The sequence below is a fragment of the Halorubrum rutilum genome, from assembly GCF_042665015.1.
Classification (GTDB): domain Archaea; phylum Halobacteriota; class Halobacteria; order Halobacteriales; family Haloferacaceae; genus Halorubrum; species Halorubrum rutilum.
In genome coordinates this window covers 63,666-80,755 of the sequence record NZ_JBHTBL010000005.1, presented here as the reverse complement: position 1 = coordinate 80,755, position 17,090 = coordinate 63,666, and the positions used below count along the sequence as shown (strand labels likewise).

The following is a 17,090-nucleotide window of genomic DNA, read 5'->3' as shown; positions in this document are numbered from 1 at the left end:
ACCCTTCACACGACAATGAGCGACGACGACCAGGAGCTCGGGATCACCGAGTCCAAGTCACACAACACCGGCGAGTGGTACGCCGAGGTCGTGCGGAAGGCGGGGCTGGCCGACTACGGCCCCGACGGGATGAGCGGGTTCATCGTCACCCGGCCGCGGGCGTACGCCGTCTGGGAGCGCCTCCAGGGGTTCCTCGACGCGAAGTTCAAGGACACCGGCGTGCAGAACGCCTACTTCCCCCTCTTCATCCCCGAGTCCTACCTCGAACGCGAGAAGGACATCGTCGAGGGGTTCGACCCCGAGGTGGCGTGGGTGACCGAGGCGGGCAACAAGGAGCTCGAAGAGCGGCTCGCGGTCCGGCCCACCTCCGAGTCGATCATCACGCCGTACATCAGCCAGTGGGTCCGGAGCCACCGCGACCTCCCGCTGCGCGTGAACCAGTGGTGCTCGGTCGTGCGCTGGGAGGCGACGGAGACGAAGCCGTTCTTCCGCACGAAGGAGTTCCTCTGGCAGGAGGGCCACACGGCGCACGCGACGAGCGAGGGCGCCTGGGACGAGACCCTGACGCGGCTCGACCAGTACGAGTCCGTCTACGAGGACCTGCTGGCGATCCCGGTCCTGAAGGGGCAGAAGCCCGACCACGACAAGTTCCCCGGCGCGGACACGACGACGACCGTCGAGGCGCTGATGCCCGACGGGAAGTCGGTGCAGGCCGGCACCTCGCATCACCTCGGGCAGTCGTTCGCCGAGGCGTTCGACATCACCTTCTCCGACGAGGACGAGGCGGAGCGGCTCGCGCACACGACCTCGTGGGGGCTCTCGTGGCGCGCGCTCGGCGCGCTGATCATGACCCACTCCGACGAGCAGGGGCTCGTGCTCCCGCCGGGCGTCGCCCCCGAGCAGGTCGTCGTCGTCCCGATCTGGCAGGAGGAGACGAAGGAAGACGTGCTGGAGTACGCCGAGGGCGTCGCCGACGACCTCGACGAGGCCGGCGTCCGCGTCGAGCTCGACGACCGCGACGAGCGCAACCCCGGCTTCAAGTTCAACGAGCACGAGCTCAACGGGATCCCGCTCCGGATCGAGATCGGTCCCCACGAGGTCGAGGACGGCGAGCTCACGCTCGTCCATCGCCCCGACGGCGAGAGCGTCGTCGAGGATCGGGAGGCGGTCGCCGAGACGGTCCGCGACCACCTCGACGAGGTCTACGCGAAGCTGTACGCGAGCGCCGAGGCGACGCTCGACGGCGAGGTCCGCGAGGCCGACGACCGCGCCGAGATCCTCGGGACGCTCGGGCAGCACGGCGGCTACGTGAAGACGCCGTGGTGCGGCGACGAGGCGTGCGAGGAGCCGATCAAGGAGCCGATGGCCGCCGAGATCGTGATGGTCCCGTTCGAGGACGAAGACCCCCTCGTCGACGGCGACGGCGACGAGACCTGCGCGATCTGCGGCGAGGACGCCGAGCGGACCGCCTACTTCGCGAAGTCGTACTGAGTCGGCATCGACCGCCGGGGGCGATCCGGGGGTCGGGGATACCCCGTCGCAGTCCCGCGTTTAATCCGCGTTGATCCGGCTTAACGGAGATCGGTTTATATGTGGATACGCCGCGTACCGTCGGGTGATGAACCGACGGATCGCGCTCGTCGCCGCCGCGGTCGTACTGATCGGTGCCGCCGGGATCGCCGCGGCCGGCCCCGTCGGAGCGACCGTCGGCCAGGCCGACCCGGTGGCGACGAACGAGACGGGGGAGAGCGGCGAGGCGGCGAACGTGACCGACGAGGGCGACATCAGCCCCGGTGAGCGCCTCTCCGGCGTGATCGGGGTCCAACGGGCCGAGATAGCCGGCGAGATCGACTCGCGGGCGTTCGAGGTCGGGCTCAACCGGACGGAGGCGCCCGAGGAGCGGGCCGAGCTGGTCGCGGAGCGGCTGAACCGGACGGAGGAGCGGCTGAGCGAGATCGAGCGGCGCCAGCGGGAGCTCCGCGAGCGCTTCGCCGCCGGCGAGCTGACTCCCGGCGAGTTCGCCGCGCGGATGGCGGAGCTCGGCGCCCGGGCCGAGACGATCGAGCGGGAGGCGAACCGGAGCGCCGAGGTCGCCCGCGACCTCCCCGAGTCGGCCAGGGCGGACCGCGGTCTGAACGAGACGCGCCTCGACCGGCTGCGCGAGCGGGCGGGGAACGCCAGCGGCCCCGAGGTCGCCGCGATCGCTCGCGGAATCGCCGGCAACGGCGTCGGACGCCCGCTGGCGTCCGAGGCCCGCGGACCGCCGCCGAACGCGGGGCCGGGGCCAGGTGACGGACCGGGCGCCGGAGACGGACCGGGTGCCGGAGACGGACCGGGTGCCGGAGACGGACCGGGCGACGGCGGCCCCGGCCGCGGCGACGGGAACGACTCCGACGGTAACGGGACCGACGACGCGACGAACGCGGTCGGCGGTCCGGGGAACGGACCCGCCAACGCGAGCGACGGCGGAGGCGGCCGAGGGGCTCCCAACGGATCGAGCGGCGGCGACGGCGGAAACGGCGGGGATGGAGGAGCCTCTGATCGGTCGGACGGCGGCGATCAGGGGGCCCCTGACGGATCAGATGGTAGCGATCAAGGGGCCTCCGACGGACCTGACGGCAGCGATCGAGGAGCCTCCGACGGATCAGACGGCAGCGATCGAGGGGCCTCCGACGAATCCGACGGCGGCGACGGTGAGGGTTCGACGCCCCCGACGGATGAGCCGTCCTCACCCGCCGGTGGCGACCGCGGCGGGGGCGGAAACGGGTCCGCTACGGGGGCCGCGAACGCCGTCGACGCGGTCGCGGAGCGTCTCGCCCGGCCGCTGACCGACGGCGCCGGTCTTCTGCGGGAGATCGTCGGCGACGTCGATGGGTAGATCGTTCCGAGGGGGGCCGCGGTCAGAGGGGGCCTCGATCGGGTCGGACCGGTCCGATCTCACTCCGGAGATGGGAAGCAATTTATCCGAGCCTCGTAACGGGTAGTCCGTGCAGCGAACGGTGCTCCTTCTCGTCGTCGCCGCGGTCGTCGCCGGCGCCGGCCTCGCGCCGGCCGGGGCCGCACAGAGCGGTGCCGGCCTCCCGGAGGGCGGCTTCGGCCAGATGGACGTCGCGCCGGACGACATCCTGATCGAGGTCGGGGTCGAGCCCGACGGCGACGCGGTCTGGGAGACGCAGTACCGGGTCCGCCTCGCGAGCGACGACGAGGAGCGGGCCTTCGAGGAGCTCCGCGCGGACGTGGCGTCGAACCCGGACGCGTACACGGGGCGGTTCGGCGAGCGGATGCGCGCGACGGCGGACGCGGCCGAGAACGCGACGGGCCGCGAGATGAACGTCACGAACGTCAGCGTGACCGCCGAGCGGCGCGAGCTCCCGCAGTCGTACGGCGTCCTCACCTACCGGTTCGAGTGGCGCAACTTCGCGGCCGTGGACGGCGATCGGCTCCGCGTCGGCGACGCGATCGACGCGCTGTTCCTCGACGAGGCCTCGTCGCTCATCGTCTCGTGGCCCGACGGTTACCGGCTCGGCGAGGCGTCCCCGTCGCCCACGGAGACCCGCGAGGACGCCGTCGTCTGGGAGGGGCCGGTGGACTTCACCGAGGGCGAGCCGCGGGTGACGATCGAGCCGGAGGGGCTCGCCGCCGGACCCCTCCCGTTCGTCGCCCTCGGACTGCTCGTGGCGGCCGTCGTCGCCGTCGGCTATCGCCGCCGACCGTGGAGGGAGTCGGCCCGGGACGGGGCGCCGGCGGCGACGAGCTCCGAGGCGGACGCGACCGCCGCGAGCGCGGGCGACGGCGACGCAGCCACCGGCGGCGGCGCAGCCGGGGCGAGCGCGGCGGCCGGCGACGGGTCGGATCCGGAACCCGGCGAACCGACCGGCGAATCCGGCGAACCGACCGGCGGATCCGGCGAACCGACCGACGAAGCCGGCGTTCCACCGGTCGACGACGAGCTGCTGAGCAACGAGGAACAGGTGCTCCGGCTCGTCGAGGCGAACGGCGGGCGGATGAAACAGAAGCGGGTCGCCGAGGAGCTCGACTGGACCGCCGCCAAGACGAGTCAGGTCGTGACCGGGCTCCGCGACGAGGGCGACCTCGACGGGTTCCGGCTCGGTCGCGAGAACGTGCTCTCGCTCCCCGAGTACGACGCGACTGTGGAAGGCGATGACGAGGAGACCGACGCCAAAGACGGAGACCGCGACGACGGGGATCGCGACAACGGAGACCGCGAAGACGGGTGACGGAAGCGGCCGTCGCGCGTCGACCGGTCCCTCGCGTGTGAAGCAGACCCGTCACGCACCGGCTCGCCTCAGAGGTCCCGCGATCGGCCGAGGTGCCTGAGCTCGCCGCCGCACTCGCACGTGCCGCCGGAGTCCGTCCGCGTCCCGCATTCGAAACACTCGTACAGTTCTCGTCCGTCGCTCTCGGATTTCGGTCGCATAATAAGTCATATGACACCGAGTCACATAGCCTCGGCCCTATTATTCTTTATAGAATATAACACTCACACCGCGACAGGGTGGACGAACGATCGGATTCCGGACGGAACGGCCGGTACGGCCGGCACTGCGGCGGTGACGGGGGGAGCGAGGGTGACGGGGGTGGCGAGAGCGCCGGGGGCACGCCGGGTCGCCGGTCACGACGGAAGGGGGTCGGATCCGGCCGGAACCCGGCCCTTTTTCACCGGAATCGACGTACGGGAGGTATGGCAATCGGCTTCGATCTCGGGGCGAACGCGCCGACCGGCGTCTTCGTCCTCCACGCCGCGGTCGCCGCGTTCTTCCTGTACCTCGGCGCCGCGAACGCGGCCGCCGGCGAATCGCTCGGGCTCGCGTTGAACGGTCTCATCGGCGCCATGCTCGTCGCCGCCGGCGTCGTGGTCGCGCGGATCACCGAACGACGGAGCTGAGGAGCGTCGTCCGCGGTCGGAGACAGAGACGGGAAGCCGGAGGAGAGGCTGGAACCACGGTCGTTCCGCTACGCTTTACTCCCCGATTCAAATCCCTCTCGCCGCTCTTCGACTCCGCTTCGTTCCGTCAGAAGAGCCGGAGGAGGGATTTGAACCCTCGACCTATTCCTTACGAAGGAATCGCTCTGCCAGCTGAGCTACTCCGGCGCGCGTCTAACAATTCCCGAACGGCAAAATAAGGGTTCCGAAACGGTGACGGCGCGGGGGACCACCGCGGGGCCGTCCGTCGAAATCGCCGATCAGTCGCGGGATAGTCGCTTCTCGTCGTTCGTTTCATAGTTCCCGGCAAAGTAGCCGGATCCGTATGTTCTATCGATGAGAATCACAGGTGTATAAGGAAAAAGTATAAATACGTGTTCGGAATTCAATCGTAATGTGGTCGCACCGATCGCGTGCCGAGACGGCGGGGATCGACTCCCTCGACGGTGCGTGCCCGGTCGAAGCCCGTGCCGGGCGTCTGTAGTCCCGTCGGTCGCACCCCCCACGGCGACCCGACGTGGCGGTCACCACCATCAGCGATCCACCGCGGCCGTCGTCTGACCCACGTCTCCGACGTGCCAAGCGCGAAATCGCCTCTGGCCTCGACGGTCCGACGACCGCGGCCTCTTGTCATGTGACGGGCCGTGCCGTCCCAACCCGCGCGTTCCCGGGTGGGACGGCGGTCACGCTGTCGATACGTGCGCCTCGTTCCGTCGGCGGGTACCGGTAGGGGAACCAGTCGATGGGGGAAGGGAACCGATCGATGGGAGAAGAGAACCGGTCGACGGAGGCGGGGAACCGAGGCGGGGCGGCGCTCGTCCGGACGGGACACACCGATACCCTGATGCTTCGTCAGGCGAAGAGCCGTCGGGGCGCCCTCACGGCCGCCGAGAGGCCGCTCGCTCCGGCCGCCAGGGCGCCGGCGAGTCGGACCTCCGCCGGGGCGACGTCGAGCTCGCGGGACAGGAGGCCGGGCCGGGCGTCGCCGCCGACGACGGCGACCGTCCGACCGCGGACGCGCACCTCGGCGGTGAGGTCCGTCGCGGTCAGCAGCGCCGCCGGACCGGTAGCGTCGCCGTCGTTCGGCAGGCGTCGCGCGACGCGGACGGCGTCGCGGACGGTCGCCACCTCGACGAACAGGCGGTCGCCCGTCGACCGGACGTCGAGGTCGACGCCGTCGACGCTGAGCGTCAGGTCCTCCGTGACGACCGAGAGCGGCGCCTTCGCGTCAGTCCCGCTCACGGGTCGTGACCCGAACGGTGCCGTCGAGCCGCCAGTTGGCGTGCTCGACGTCGTCGCCGGTGCCGCTCGGGACGTCGACGGTCATCTCCTCGAACTCGTAGACGATCTCCGCGTTGCGACCGGTGAGCCTGTCGTAGAGGCCGATCGCGAGGTCGGGCCACGTCGTCGTCTCGTCGATGCGCTCCTCCGGATCCACTGTGTCGCTCATAGACGATAAACACCACGTGCCACAGTACCATAAAATTGGTACACCGCCGAGACCGCGGGCGACGGCGGAGCGGGTCGGTCGGCTCAGTTCCGCGTCAGCCTGACGTCGAGACAGACGTTGTACTCGTGGGGCGCGTACGACCTGACGACGCGCTCGGTCTCGACGGCGACGTCGTACTCCTCGCCGGCCGCCTCGCGGATCGCCCGCGTCCCGGGGCCGAACGGGTCGTCCTCGTGCTGGATGTCGTAGTAGTGGACCGCGCAGTCGTCGCCCGCCAGCCGGACCGCGGTGTCGAGGAACGCGCCGGCGGAGTGCGGGAGGTTCATCACGAGGCGGTCGGCCGCCCCGGCGCGCTCGTCCGCGACCTCCCGGACGTCGCCGGCGACCGCGGTCACGCGGTCGGCGACCCCGTTCCGGGCGGCGTTCTCGCGGAGGTAGTCGACGGCGCGCTCGTTGAGGTCGCAGGCGACCACGTCGGCGCCGCGGGACGCCAACGGGACCGCGTAGGGGCCGACGCCGGCGAACATGTCGATCGCGGTCTCGCCGGCGTCGGCCTGCTCGACCACGCGGTGGCGCTCGGTCGCGAGCCGCGGCGAGAAGTACACCTCGGCGACGTCGAGCAGGAACTCGTGGCCGTACTCGCGGTGGACCGTCTCCGTGCCGTTCCCGGCCAACACGTCCCACCGGCGGACGCGGAGCTCGCCCTCGATCGGCGAGGCGCGGTTGAGCACCGTCCCGCAGGGCACGTCGGAGGCCATCACCGCGTCGGCGATCTCCTGGGCGCGCTCGTCGTCGTCCTCGTCGACGATGACGATGTCGCCGAGGCGCTCCAGCGAGGGCTCGTAGCCCAGGATCTCCGCGGGCGTCCGCGGGCGGTCGCGCTCGGCGGCGTCGCGCTCGACGATCCGCGCGTCGAGGTCGGCGGGGACCGCCTCGGGGTCGACGACCGGGATGTAGATCGCGTCGCCGTCGGCCGCGATCTCGTGGTCGCCGTCGAGGGCGTCGGCCTCGGCGAGCCGCTCGCGGACGGCCTCGCCGCGCTCGCGCTCGACCGCGACGCAGGGAACGCTCATTGTCGAGGAAACGCGGAGCGAGCCATAAACGCTGACGCTTTCGGTCTTCGGAGCGGACCTCGGTCAGTCGTCTGCGGGCGCCTCCGGGCGGTACGCCTCGCTTATCCCCTTCCACTTCCCGGAGCGGAACCGCCAGTAGTTGATCGCGGCGGGGATCGTCGTCTCCGCGAGGAACGCCAGGTAGAGCCCCCACAGCCCGATCGCCGGGAGCGCGACCTCCGGGACCGTGAGCCCCGTCAGGGGCACGTCGATCGCGGGCGTCGCGTCGTTGGCGCCGACGTACGCGAGCGGGATCGAGACGCAGAACATCCCGAGGAACTGGCTCGCGAAGGGGACCTTCGTGTCGCCCGCCGCGTCGAGCGGTCCCGCCGCGCCGCCCGAGACCCCCTGGAACACGACGGCGACGCAGGCGGCGTACACGAGGCTCACGGCGATGGGGACCTCCGGGCTCTGCGGGCTCTCCGCGAACAGCGTCACGATGTCGGTCGCGAAGGCGGCCGTCAGCGCCGCGAACACCAAGTACGTCGCCACCGAGAAGCGGATGATGTCGCGGGCGTACGCCTCCGCCTCCGCGGGGTCCTCGTCGCCGAGCTCCTGCCCCACCAGGCTGGAGGAGGCGAGCCCGAACCCCCAGCCGGGCGCGTTCATGATCCCCCAGACGCGCCGGGCGATGACGAACGCGGCGACGGTGTTCTCGCCGAAGACGTCGAGGATGGCGAGCATCGGGAACTCCGCGGCCGTCCAGACGAGGTTGCGCGCGCCGACCGGGACGCCGATCGCGACGAGGTCCCGGAGCATCCCCGGGTTCAGGTACGAGCCGACCGGATCGATGGCGACCGGAAACTCGCCGACCAGGGGCGCGCGCCCGCGGACGAGCCCGACGGCGAAGCCGGCGACCGCGAGGACGTTCGAGAGCACGGTGCCGACCGCGGCGCCCTCGACCCCCCAGCCGAGGCCGAAGATGAACAGCGCGCTCAGCGCGACGTTCGCGACCGCGCCGCCCGCCCGCACCTGCATCGCGGTGTACGCGTCGTCGCAGCCGACGAGCACGCGGCTCCCGACGAGGTTGAGCGCGGCGAACGGGACGCCGAGCCCGACGACGCGGAGGTAGTCGGCCCCGAGCGCGATCGCCCGCCCGTTGCTGCTCAGCGCGTCGATGAACGCCGGCGCGTACAGCCAGAACGCCGCGCTGACGGGGAGGGTAACGGCGACGGCGAGGAGGACGCTCGACCGCACCGCGTCGCCGAGCTCGGCGCGCGCCTCGGCGCCGTACCGCTGCGAGACGAGGGCGATGGTGCCGCCGGCGACGCCGCCGCCGAGCGCGAACGCGAGCCCCCAGTACGGGCCGGCGAAGCCGACGCCGGCGACCGCGCTGGTGCCGACGGCGACGCCGACCATCGCGACGTCGACGGCGTTCTTCGACATCCGGGCGACCCCCGTGACGATCCGCGGCCACGCCAGGTCCGTCGTCCGGACCACCCGGTGGCGGTCGATCAGCCCGACCCGCGCGAGGGCGAGGCCGATGTACAAGATCAGCACGCGGAAGGGGTTGGGAAGGCGGTCCACGACGGGTCCGACTCTTCCCCGGTCGGCGCTAAATGGATTTCGTCACGCGGCGGGCGGTCTCAGAGGGGACGGCGGAGGCGACGAGGGCGACGGCGTCGGAGACGGCGGCCCTCAGGCCCCCGACACGAGGTACACGGACGCGGCGGCGAAGGCGATCCCGAGCGCCTTGCGGGCCGTGAACGACTCGCCGAGGAAGAGGAAGCCGATCACCGACGAGAAGACGAGGAACATCGCGAAGATGGGCGTCACGACGCTCACCGGCCCGAGCGCGAGCGAGCGGTACAGCGCCAGGATGCCGATCCCGAGGAACACGCCGGCGGCGAGCACGTGGAGGATCTTCGGCGAGGAGAGGTGGGTGACGAACCCCTGGCCCGTGTACGCCAGCACGCCGACGGCGATACAGATGAGCAGCGTGTTGGAGATCACGACGGCGACGTCGCTCGGGACCGCGTCCGGCCCCGTGGTCGCGACGCGCATCAGCGGCGAGACGAGCGCGTACGCGCCCATCGCGAGGAGCGCGTAGGGGAGGTATGTGGCGTCCATACCGGCCGGTCGGTCGGGGCGAACTAGTGCCTGCCGAACCGCGTCGACCGGGTAGTGCTCCCCGAGCCGGCGCCGCCCACCGGTCGCCGGCGGATCCGCGGCCCCTTCAGTACGCTTTTGAGGCGAGCGGCCGATCGCTCGCGTATGGACGGAACGTTCGATCACACGATGATCCGCGTCGAGGACTTAGAGGAGAGCCTCGACTGGTATCAGACGCACCTGAACTACGAGGAGAAGGGCCGCTGGGAGGCCGACACGTTCACCAACGTCTACCTCGGGCCCGAGGACGTTCACGAGGACGGCGCGCTGTTGGAGCTCACCTACAACCACGGCGACCACACCTACGAGATCGGCGACGCGTGGGGCCACATCGCCGTGCGCGTGCCCGAGGACGAGCTGCAGGCGTCGTACGACCAGCTGATGGACGAGGGCGTCGAGGACTACCGCGACCCCGAGTCGTGCGGGAACCGCTACGCGTTCGTGAAGGACCCCGACGGCCACGAGATCGAGATCGTCAAGCGCGACTTCGGCGAGAAGTGGAGCATCGACCACACGATGATCCGCGTCGAAGACGCCGACGAAGCGCTCGGCTACTGGACCCGCAAGTTCGAGTACACGGAGCAGCCGAGCGGCCGCTGGGAGGCTGACAGCTTCTCCAACTACTTCATGGCCCCCGAGGACGCCCCGAAGGAGGCGATGAAGCTGGAGCTCACCTACAACTACGACGGCCGCGAGTACACGATGGGCGACGGCTGGGGCCACCTCTGCGTCCGCGTCGACGACCTCGACGAGGCGTGGGAGACGCTGATGACCCGCGAGGCGCCGGACTATCGCGACCCCGCCTCCTGCGACTACAACTACGCGTTCACGAAGGACCAAGACGGCCACGAGGTCGAGCTGCTCGTCCGGGAGTGACGCGCGTCGCCGCGGTCGGGTCGCCGCCCTTCGCCCTGTGGCGACGCGTGCCGGCCGCGACGCCGCTTCTCGCTCCGCGGCGCCGCCTCTCGCGCCGCGACGCCGCCGTCCTCACTCGTCGGCCGGCGGCTCCGCGACGTCGACGCCGCTCACCTCGAACCGAGCGCCGCCCAGCTCCGGATCGTCCGTGACGCGGATCTCCCAGCCGTGGGCGGTCGCCACCTGTTCGACGATCCGGAGGCCGAACCCGGTCCCGTCCGCCGACGTCGAGTAGCCGGCGTCGAACGCGTCGGCGCGGTCGTCCGGCGGGATCCCGGGCCCGTCGTCGGCGACGAAGAACCCCTCGCCGTCGCCGAGCGTGCCGACCGCGACGGCGACGCCGTCGCCGCCGTGCTCGACCGCGTTACGCATCAGGTTCTCGATCAGCTGTTGCAGTCGGCTCGCGTCGGCGAGCAGCGTCAGGTCGGTCTCGACGGCGAGTGTCGCGTCCGCGGTGTCGACGTTCAGCCAGCAGGACTCGACGACCGCGGCGAGGTCGACCGGCTCCGTCTCGCTCACGCGCTCGCCCTGGCGAGCGAGCGCGAGCAGGTCGCTGATCAGGGTGTCCATCCGGTCGTGGGCCTTGGCGGCCGCGTCGAGGTGCACCGAGTCGCACTCCTCCCGGGCCAGTTCGACACGGCCCTGCGCCACGTTGAGGGGGTTGCGGAGGTCGTGGGAGACGACGCTGGCGAACTCCTCTAACCGCTCGTTCTGACGCTCCAGCTCGGCGCTCCGGCGGTGGAGCCGCTCGGTCCGGGCCTCGGAGTCGAACGCCGTCTCCGCCGCGGTCGCGAGGATGCGCGCGAGGAACTCGTCGGTGCCGTCGAAGACGCCCGGCTCGGTCTCGCCGATCGAGACCGTCCCGTGCTCGCCGGCGGGGAGGATCAGCAGGCTCCGGAGCCCCGTGCCCTGATCGACCGCGTCGACGGTCTCGATGTCGTCGTACAGGCGGACCTCGCCGGCCTCGTACGCCGCCCAGTTGAGGCTCCCGCCGTCGGGCGTGAACACCTCCCGCTCCGGGAGGACCCCCTTCACCGCCTCCGAGACGGCGACGGGGACCAGCCCGCCGGCGTCCTCGTCGTAGAGCCGGACGGTGGTCACGGAGAAGCCGAGCACCTCCGCGGCGGCCTCGATGACCCGTTCGGCGATCTCCTCCCTGGAGTCCGCGCGGATCAGGCTCCGCGTCGCGTCGTGGAGGCGTTCGAGGCGCGTCTCGCGGTCGACGCGGTCGAGGGCGGTCTCCAGGTGGTTCGCCAGGATCTCGGCGATGAGGACGTCGGTGTCGGTGAACGCCTCCGGCGTCGACGCGGAGATGACGAACAGCCCGCGGTCGCCGATCGGGTGGAGCACGAGGCTCTCCGCCGGGGACTCCTCGTCGAGGCGGTCCGAGGCCGACAGCTCGTCGATCGCCACGGGCTCGTCGCCCCGGTAGGCCTCCCACGCCAGCGCGGCGCGCGACCCCGGAGGCGCGTCCCGGTCGTACGACGGCCGCTCGTCGAAGAACGCCGGGACGGACTCGGCGAGCGCGACCGGTTCGAGCGCGGTCCCCGCGTCGTTCACCAGGTGGATCCCGCTCAGCTCCGCGCCGACGATGGCGTCGACGGCGTCGACCGTCAGCCGCGTCGTCTCCTCGACGGTCCGGGCGTAGTTGAGCTCCCGCGTCCACTCGCGGAGGCGGGCCAGCTTCTCCTCGCGCCGCTTCCGGTCGGAGACGTCCCGCGTGTTGACCACGTAGCCGCCGATCCCGCGCTCGTCGAGCCGGTCGCTGCCGACCGACTCAACCCACAGGTAGTCGCCGTCGGCGCGCCGCAACCGGTACTCGATCGTCGGGTTCTCGGTCTCCCCGGTGATCGACCGGCGGAACGCGTCGAGGACGCGCTCGCGGTCGTCCGGGTGGACGTACTCGAACGCGTTCTCGCCGAGGAGGTCGCCCGGCTCGTAGCCGACGATCGACTCGACGGACGGGCTCACGTACTGGAACGTCCCGTCCGCGTCGAGCGCGGCGACGACGTCGTTCGAGCGCTCGACGAACGCCCGGTGTCGCTCGCGCTCCGTCACGTCTCGAATGACCCCGACGAACCGCCGCTCGCCGTCCTCCTCGAACTCGCCGAAGGAGATCGACAGCGGCACCTCGCGGCCGTCGCGGTGCCGACCCGGGAACTCGACCGCCGACCAGTCCGTCGTCGCGTCGCCGCCCGCCAGGTAGCGGTCGACCGCCTCGTAGTGGTCGTCCACCTCGCGGTCCGGCATCAGCGTCGACAGCGGCTCCCCCTCCAGCTCGTCCGGCGCGTAGCCGAACAGCCGCTCGACGGCCGGGTTCGCGAACAGGATCGTGCTCTCGGCGTCGATCGTGACGATCGCGTCCATCGAGTTGTCGGTGATCGCCCGCAGGTGCGTGCGGGTCCGCTCGGCCTCGCGCTCGGCGCGGCGCTTCGACACGGCGTCGGCGATCCGGTTGGCGAGGATCTCGTACTGCTCGGTGCCGCCGCCCTTCTGGAGGTAGTCCGTCACGCCGGCCGAGATCGCCTCGCTGGCGACCGTCTCGGAGCCCTTCCCCGTGTACAGGATGAAGGGGAGGTCGGCGTCCCGCTCCCGGACGCGCTCTAAGAACTCGATCCCGTTCGGTCCGGGCATGTCGTGGTCGGAGACGACGCAGTCGATCCCGCCCTCGGCGAGCCGCTCCAGTCCGACCGTCGCGTTCGGAGCGCTCTCGACCGCGATCCGATCGTCCTCGCGTTCGAGGAACGACCCGGTCACCTCCGCGAGGTCGGGGTCGTCGTCGACGAGGAGGACGCGGATCCGGTCGGTCATTAGGGGCGATAGAGGTGACGGGCGTATAACCATTTGGTCGGGCGGTCGAGCCGGCGACGCGCGCCGGTCGGCCCTACGCGTCGTCGACCGGCCGGAAGGCGACCAGCGGCTCCCCGTCGGTCGCCCGCTCCTCCACGCCGACCGCGACCGATAGCCCGACGTCGACCGCGTCGCCCTCGGGATCGACGCCGCGCAGGACGCCGGTCGCTCGGACCGGGCCGAGGTCGACGACCGCGGTGACGTACGGGGCGTCGCCGGCGAACCGCGGCGAGGGGACGTGGACGACGCTGAACGTCTCGACCCGGCCGGCGTCGGCGAGCGGCTCCCGCGAGAGCGACGCCGACCCGCACTCCGGGCAGATCCGCCGCGGCGGGAGCGACCCGTGGCCGTCGGGGCAGACCAGGGCGTACCCCTCGCCCGCCGCGAGCGCGTCGAGCCACTCGCCGTGGTCGGCGTCGGTGATCGGGGTCGGCGCGCGCTCCGCGAGGTCGACGTCCCCCTCGTCGCCGTCCGCGTCCCCGTTTTCCGCGCCGTTCCCGCTTCCCGCGCCGTCGCCCGAGCCGTCGTCGCTCATTCGGCCACCTCCAGCACGTGGACGACCGCGCTGGCGACCGTCCCGCCGGCGTTGTGCGCGACGCCGACCTCGGCGTCGGCGACGTGCTCGCTGTTCGGGTGGTCGCCGCGGAGCAGCCGCGTCAGCTCGGCGATCTGCGAGCCCCCGGTCGCGCCGACCGGGTGGCCCTTCGCCTTCAGGCCGCCCGAGAGGTTCACCGGGAGGTCGCCGTCGGCGGTCGTGACGCCCTCGCGGGCGGCGTCGATCCCCTCGCCGACAGCGAAGAGCCCGAGCGACTCCGTCGCGAGCACCTCGGCGATGGTGAAGCAGTCGTGGACCTCGGCGACGTCGACGTCCTCGGGGCCCACGCCGGCGGCCGCGTAGGCGCCCTCGGCCGCGGCGTCGGCCGCCGGCGTGCGCGCGAGGTGCTCGCGGTCGGCGAGCGCCATGCGGTCGGTCCCCTGGCCGGTCCCCGTCACCGCGACGGGGGCGTCCACGTCGTGCTCGGCGGCGTACTCCGCGGAGACGATCACCAGCGCGCTCGCGCCGTCGGTGATCGGGCAGGCGTCGTAGAGGTGGAGCGGCTCGGCGACGGGCGGCGCGTCCATCGCCTCGTCGACGGACACCTCCCGGCGGTACTGGGCGTACTCGTTCGGGACCGCGTTCGCGTGGTTCTTCGAGGCGACGTGGGCGAGGTCCCGCCGCTCCCCGCCGTACGCCCCGAAGTAGGCGGTCGCCATCAGCGCGTACGCGCCGGGGAAGGTGACGCCGGACCGCACCTCGAACAGGTCGTCGGCGGCCATCGCGAGCCCCTCCGTCACCTCGTCGGTCGGGAGGTTCGTCATGCGCTCCATGCCGCCCGCGAGGACGACGTCGGCGTCGCCCGCGGCGACGGTCCGGACGGCCTCGCGCACCGCGACGCCCGCGGAGGCGCACGCCGACTCGTAGCGGGTCGCGGGGCAGGACACGCCGGCGGCCTCGGCCATCAGCGGCGCCTGGTGGCCCTGATGCTCGGCGAGCGCGCCCATGAAGTTCCCGTAGTTCAGCTCCTCGACGTCCCCCCGCGGGACGCCGGCGTCCTCGAACGCGCGCTCCGCGGCCGTCGCGAAGAGGTCGCGTCCCGCGCGGTCCGCGTGGCTCCCGAAGCGCGTGAGCCCCACTCCGGCGACGCGTGCGTCGGTCATACGGGGAGAATACTCGGGGGCCGGTTTATCGTTGCCGGAAGGAGTGGCGCTCGCGGGGGACCGCCGGGCCGCGGCCGGGACGCGGCTCGGGGCGACTCAGCCGATGTACCGCAGGTCGTCGTCGGGCACCGCCGGGCCGTCCTGCATCTCGCGGATCTTGCCGACGACCTCCTCCATCTCCTCGGCGCGGTCCTCTAAGCTCTCGTAGTCGACCTCGAAGTCGAGCACCGCTTCCAGCACCTCCAGCACCGCGCGGGCGCTCTTCGGGTCGACGAGGTAGCCGCTCGTCTCGCCCATCAGGCAGGCGGCGTCGACGCCGCGGCGCCCCCCGAGCCCGAGCACGAGCCCGGAGACGCCGACGATCCCGCCCGCGGGCTCGTCCGGCCGGAACTCGACGCCGGCGTCCTTCAGCCCGTCGACGAGGTCGCCGTCGGAGACCGCGCCGAGGACGGTGTACTCCTCGACGAGCTCGCCGGTCGGGACGCCGCCGAGCGCGTACGCGCGGTCGGCGCCGAACTCCTCGGCGATATCGAGGAACGTCGTCGTGAGCGTGTAGTGGCCCTCGTTCGAGCCGGCCTGGTGGTCGCCGGTCAACACGAGCAGGTCGGCGCCGTCGGTCTCGACGGCGTGGAACTCGGCGCAGGTCAGCGACGCGACCCCGTCGCCGTCGACGCTCACCTGCGGCGGGAACTCGGTGGTGTACACCCGGCGGACTAACTCGCCGTCGAACTCCTCTAACAGGTGTTCCGCCGCGAGCTTCCCCACGTGGCCGACGCCCGGCAGTCCCTCGATGAGCACCGGGTCGTCGAGCTCCGGCGTCGCCACCTCGTCGATCTCGATGTCGTCCATACCGGGTCCGTCGGGGCGGCGGTCACAAGAGGGTGGCTATTCCGGCGGCGCGGGCGTTCGGCCGGAGGGGTCGCGGATGCGCGGTCGGGGCGGTCGCGGGTCCGCTGCCGAAGCGCGGCGCGGACGAGAGACGCCCTACTCCGACTCCCGACGGCGACGCGCCCGGCGCCGGTACTCGCCGTACGGGTCCTCCGGACCGAACGGCGCGGGGGCGCTGTTGGCGGTCGGGCCGCCGCAGTCGGGACAGCTGTCGCCGAGCGTGTACACCGGGCGGTCGTGAACGGTCTCCCAGTTCGCGCAGACGCGGATGTCGGATTTCACGGGCGGAGCGAGATGGAAAAAGCGGGGCCGTCGGGCGGTTACTCGTCGTCCTCGCGGCGCTCGCGGTGGAACTCGCCGGCGCCGCCGGCGGCCTCGATGGCCTCGCGGGCGCGGGCCGCGGCGGCCTCCAGCTGGTCCTCGGCCGTCTTGTAGTCGGGCGCGCGGACCTTGATCCGGTACTCCGGCGAGCCGACGTAGCCGACTTCGAGGTCGACGCCGTCCGGGACCTCGCCGTTGCCCTCGGCGGCTTCGAGCGCCGCCTTCACGTCGTCGACGCCGTCGGGGGCCGCGGACTCGAGGTCGACGTAGCCGGTCACGTCGACGTACGGGACGGAGACGTTGTCGCGGGCGGCCTCGACGATCGACTCGCGGGCGTCGTCGTCGACGTCGACGCCGTCGAGCGCCTCCGCGCCGCTGATCGCGGCCGCCTCGAAGGCGTCGTAAAGCGAGTCGTACTCGGCGAGCAGCGCGTTGGCGACCGCGGTGTAGCGGTCGTCGTCGACGTCCTCGCCGAGCGCGATGAGCATCCAGTTGTCGGCCTTCTGCGAGTTCTTCCAGGCCTGTATCTTGTCCTTCCGCTGGTGCTCGTTGACGTCCTTGATCGAGAGGTCGATCTGGTTCGACGACTCGTCGACCTCCAACACCTTCGCGACGACCGTCTGCCCCTCGCGGACGTGGTCGCGGACGTTCTTGATCCAGCCGGAGGCGACCTCGCTGATGTGACAGAGGCCGCGCTTCTCCTCGTACTCGTCGAGGTCGACGAAGACGCCGAAGTCGGCGATCTCGTCGACGTCGCCGACCACCAGCTCGCCGGGTTCGGGCCAGCCGCTGTACTTCATAC

At 71.8% G+C, this 17,090-nt stretch carries 17 protein-coding genes and 1 tRNA gene; 5 read left to right on the top strand and 13 right to left on the bottom strand.

Annotation, left to right across the window (positions count from 1 at the left end; all coding sequences use genetic code 11):
• The first annotated feature begins 15 nt into the window (after positions 1 to 15).
• The 3 genes from proS to ACFQMF_RS06605 all read left to right on the top strand — a co-directional run bounded on the left by proS (position 16) and on the right by ACFQMF_RS06605 (position 4,238).
• Positions 16 to 1,491 (top strand): proline--tRNA ligase, encoded by a 1,476-nt coding sequence (proS, locus tag ACFQMF_RS06615; protein ID WP_256409347.1) that lies wholly within the window; start codon positions 16 to 18, stop codon positions 1,489 to 1,491.
• A 127-nt stretch (positions 1,492 to 1,618) separates the two neighbouring features.
• The gene (locus ACFQMF_RS06610) at positions 1,619 to 2,878 is read left to right on the top strand and encodes a DUF7096 domain-containing protein (RefSeq protein WP_256409346.1); all 1,260 of its coding nucleotides are present in this window, start codon (positions 1,619 to 1,621) and stop codon (positions 2,876 to 2,878) included.
• 109 nt (positions 2,879 to 2,987) lie between these two features.
• On the top strand, positions 2,988 to 4,238 hold the full coding sequence (locus ACFQMF_RS06605) for a helix-turn-helix transcriptional regulator (protein ID WP_256409345.1): 1,251 nt from the start codon (positions 2,988 to 2,990) through the stop codon (positions 4,236 to 4,238).
• A 68-nt stretch (positions 4,239 to 4,306) separates the two neighbouring features.
• Here ACFQMF_RS06605 and ACFQMF_RS06600 read toward each other — a convergent pair whose 3' ends face one another.
• Positions 4,307 to 4,438, bottom strand: coding sequence for a rubrerythrin-like domain-containing protein (locus ACFQMF_RS06600; RefSeq protein ID WP_256409344.1), 132 nt, complete (start codon positions 4,436 to 4,438; stop codon positions 4,307 to 4,309).
• Positions 4,439 to 4,702: 264 nt separating this feature from the next.
• Between ACFQMF_RS06600 and ACFQMF_RS06595 the strand changes: the two genes are divergently transcribed.
• The gene (locus ACFQMF_RS06595) at positions 4,703 to 4,906 is read left to right on the top strand and encodes a hypothetical protein (RefSeq protein WP_256409343.1); all 204 of its coding nucleotides are present in this window, start codon (positions 4,703 to 4,705) and stop codon (positions 4,904 to 4,906) included.
• Positions 4,907 to 5,040: 134 nt separating this feature from the next.
• On the opposite strand, the gene ACFQMF_RS06590 is transcribed toward ACFQMF_RS06595, so the two are convergent.
• From ACFQMF_RS06590 to ACFQMF_RS06565, 6 genes are all read right to left on the bottom strand, one after another.
• Positions 5,041 to 5,113 (bottom strand) — tRNA-Thr (locus ACFQMF_RS06590).
• Positions 5,114 to 5,797: 684 nt separating this feature from the next.
• A complete protein-coding gene (locus ACFQMF_RS06585) occupies positions 5,798 to 6,187 on the bottom strand; it encodes a peptide ABC transporter ATP-binding protein (RefSeq protein WP_256409342.1) in 390 nt (129 codons plus the stop codon).
• Positions 6,174 to 6,395, bottom strand: coding sequence for a hypothetical protein (locus ACFQMF_RS06580; RefSeq protein ID WP_256409341.1), 222 nt, complete (start codon positions 6,393 to 6,395; stop codon positions 6,174 to 6,176). The genes ACFQMF_RS06585 and ACFQMF_RS06580 overlap by 14 nt, the downstream gene beginning before the upstream one ends.
• 83 nt (positions 6,396 to 6,478) lie before the next feature.
• On the bottom strand, positions 6,479 to 7,468 hold the full coding sequence (locus tag ACFQMF_RS06575) for a class I SAM-dependent methyltransferase (protein ID WP_256409340.1): 990 nt from the start codon (positions 7,466 to 7,468) through the stop codon (positions 6,479 to 6,481).
• A gap of 63 nt (positions 7,469 to 7,531) precedes the next feature.
• On the bottom strand, positions 7,532 to 9,034 hold the full coding sequence (locus tag ACFQMF_RS06570) for an MATE family efflux transporter (protein ID WP_256409339.1): 1,503 nt from the start codon (positions 9,032 to 9,034) through the stop codon (positions 7,532 to 7,534).
• A gap of 111 nt (positions 9,035 to 9,145) precedes the next feature.
• Complete coding sequence (locus tag ACFQMF_RS06565; protein WP_256409338.1) at positions 9,146 to 9,577, bottom strand: EamA family transporter; 432 nt, start codon at positions 9,575 to 9,577, stop codon at positions 9,146 to 9,148.
• A 144-nt stretch (positions 9,578 to 9,721) separates the two neighbouring features.
• Here ACFQMF_RS06565 and ACFQMF_RS06560 point away from each other — a divergent pair, with 144 nt between their 5' ends.
• Positions 9,722 to 10,492, top strand: a complete 771-nt coding sequence (locus ACFQMF_RS06560) for a VOC family protein (protein ID WP_256409337.1) — start codon at positions 9,722 to 9,724, stop codon at positions 10,490 to 10,492.
• A 111-nt stretch (positions 10,493 to 10,603) separates the two neighbouring features.
• Here the strand turns inward: ACFQMF_RS06560 and ACFQMF_RS06555 are convergent, their stop codons facing one another.
• From ACFQMF_RS06555 to ACFQMF_RS06530, 6 genes are all read right to left on the bottom strand, one after another.
• Positions 10,604 to 13,342, bottom strand: coding sequence for a hybrid sensor histidine kinase/response regulator (locus ACFQMF_RS06555; protein WP_256409336.1), 2,739 nt, complete (start codon positions 13,340 to 13,342; stop codon positions 10,604 to 10,606).
• A gap of 73 nt (positions 13,343 to 13,415) precedes the next feature.
• Positions 13,416 to 13,916 carry a Zn-ribbon domain-containing OB-fold protein gene (locus ACFQMF_RS06550; protein WP_256409335.1) on the bottom strand — a complete coding sequence of 167 codons (501 nt, stop codon included), beginning with the start codon at positions 13,914 to 13,916 and terminating at the stop codon, positions 13,416 to 13,418.
• Positions 13,913 to 15,079, bottom strand: coding sequence for a thiolase domain-containing protein (locus ACFQMF_RS06545; protein ID WP_256409334.1), 1,167 nt, complete (start codon positions 15,077 to 15,079; stop codon positions 13,913 to 13,915). The genes ACFQMF_RS06550 and ACFQMF_RS06545 overlap by 4 nt, the downstream gene beginning before the upstream one ends.
• A 96-nt stretch (positions 15,080 to 15,175) precedes the next feature.
• On the bottom strand, positions 15,176 to 15,928 hold the full coding sequence (locus ACFQMF_RS06540; protein WP_256409333.1) for a proteasome assembly chaperone family protein: 753 nt from the start codon (positions 15,926 to 15,928) through the stop codon (positions 15,176 to 15,178).
• Positions 15,929 to 16,063: 135 nt separating this feature from the next.
• Positions 16,064 to 16,249: an RNA-protein complex protein Nop10 gene (locus tag ACFQMF_RS06535; protein WP_256409332.1), complete on the bottom strand. Its 186-nt coding sequence runs from the start codon at positions 16,247 to 16,249 to the stop codon at positions 16,064 to 16,066.
• A gap of 38 nt (positions 16,250 to 16,287) precedes the next feature.
• Positions 16,288 to 17,088, bottom strand: coding sequence for a translation initiation factor IF-2 subunit alpha (locus ACFQMF_RS06530; RefSeq protein ID WP_256409331.1), 801 nt, complete (start codon positions 17,086 to 17,088; stop codon positions 16,288 to 16,290).
• Between the last annotated feature and the right edge of the window lie 2 nt (positions 17,089 to 17,090).

Coding starts and splice junctions, on each gene's coding strand:
- proS (WP_256409347.1), top strand. CDS start 16: ATGAGCGACGACGACCAGGAGCTCGGGATCACCGAGTCCAAGTCACAC.
- ACFQMF_RS06610 (WP_256409346.1), top strand. CDS start 1,619: ATGAACCGACGGATCGCGCTCGTCGCCGCCGCGGTCGTACTGATCGGT.
- ACFQMF_RS06600 (WP_256409344.1), bottom strand. CDS start 4,438: ATGCGACCGAAATCCGAGAGCGACGGACGAGAACTGTACGAGTGTTTC.
- ACFQMF_RS06595 (WP_256409343.1), top strand. CDS start 4,703: ATGGCAATCGGCTTCGATCTCGGGGCGAACGCGCCGACCGGCGTCTTC.
- ACFQMF_RS06580 (WP_256409341.1), bottom strand. CDS start 6,395: ATGAGCGACACAGTGGATCCGGAGGAGCGCATCGACGAGACGACGACG.
- ACFQMF_RS06575 (WP_256409340.1), bottom strand. CDS start 7,468: ATGAGCGTTCCCTGCGTCGCGGTCGAGCGCGAGCGCGGCGAGGCCGTC.
- ACFQMF_RS06565 (WP_256409338.1), bottom strand. CDS start 9,577: ATGGACGCCACATACCTCCCCTACGCGCTCCTCGCGATGGGCGCGTAC.
- ACFQMF_RS06560 (WP_256409337.1), top strand. CDS start 9,722: ATGGACGGAACGTTCGATCACACGATGATCCGCGTCGAGGACTTAGAG.
- ACFQMF_RS06555 (WP_256409336.1), bottom strand. CDS start 13,342: ATGACCGACCGGATCCGCGTCCTCCTCGTCGACGACGACCCCGACCTC.
- ACFQMF_RS06550 (WP_256409335.1), bottom strand. CDS start 13,916: ATGAGCGACGACGGCTCGGGCGACGGCGCGGGAAGCGGGAACGGCGCG.
- ACFQMF_RS06545 (WP_256409334.1), bottom strand. CDS start 15,079: ATGACCGACGCACGCGTCGCCGGAGTGGGGCTCACGCGCTTCGGGAGC.
- ACFQMF_RS06540 (WP_256409333.1), bottom strand. CDS start 15,928: ATGGACGACATCGAGATCGACGAGGTGGCGACGCCGGAGCTCGACGAC.
- ACFQMF_RS06530 (WP_256409331.1), bottom strand. CDS start 17,088: ATGAAGTACAGCGGCTGGCCCGAACCCGGCGAGCTGGTGGTCGGCGAC.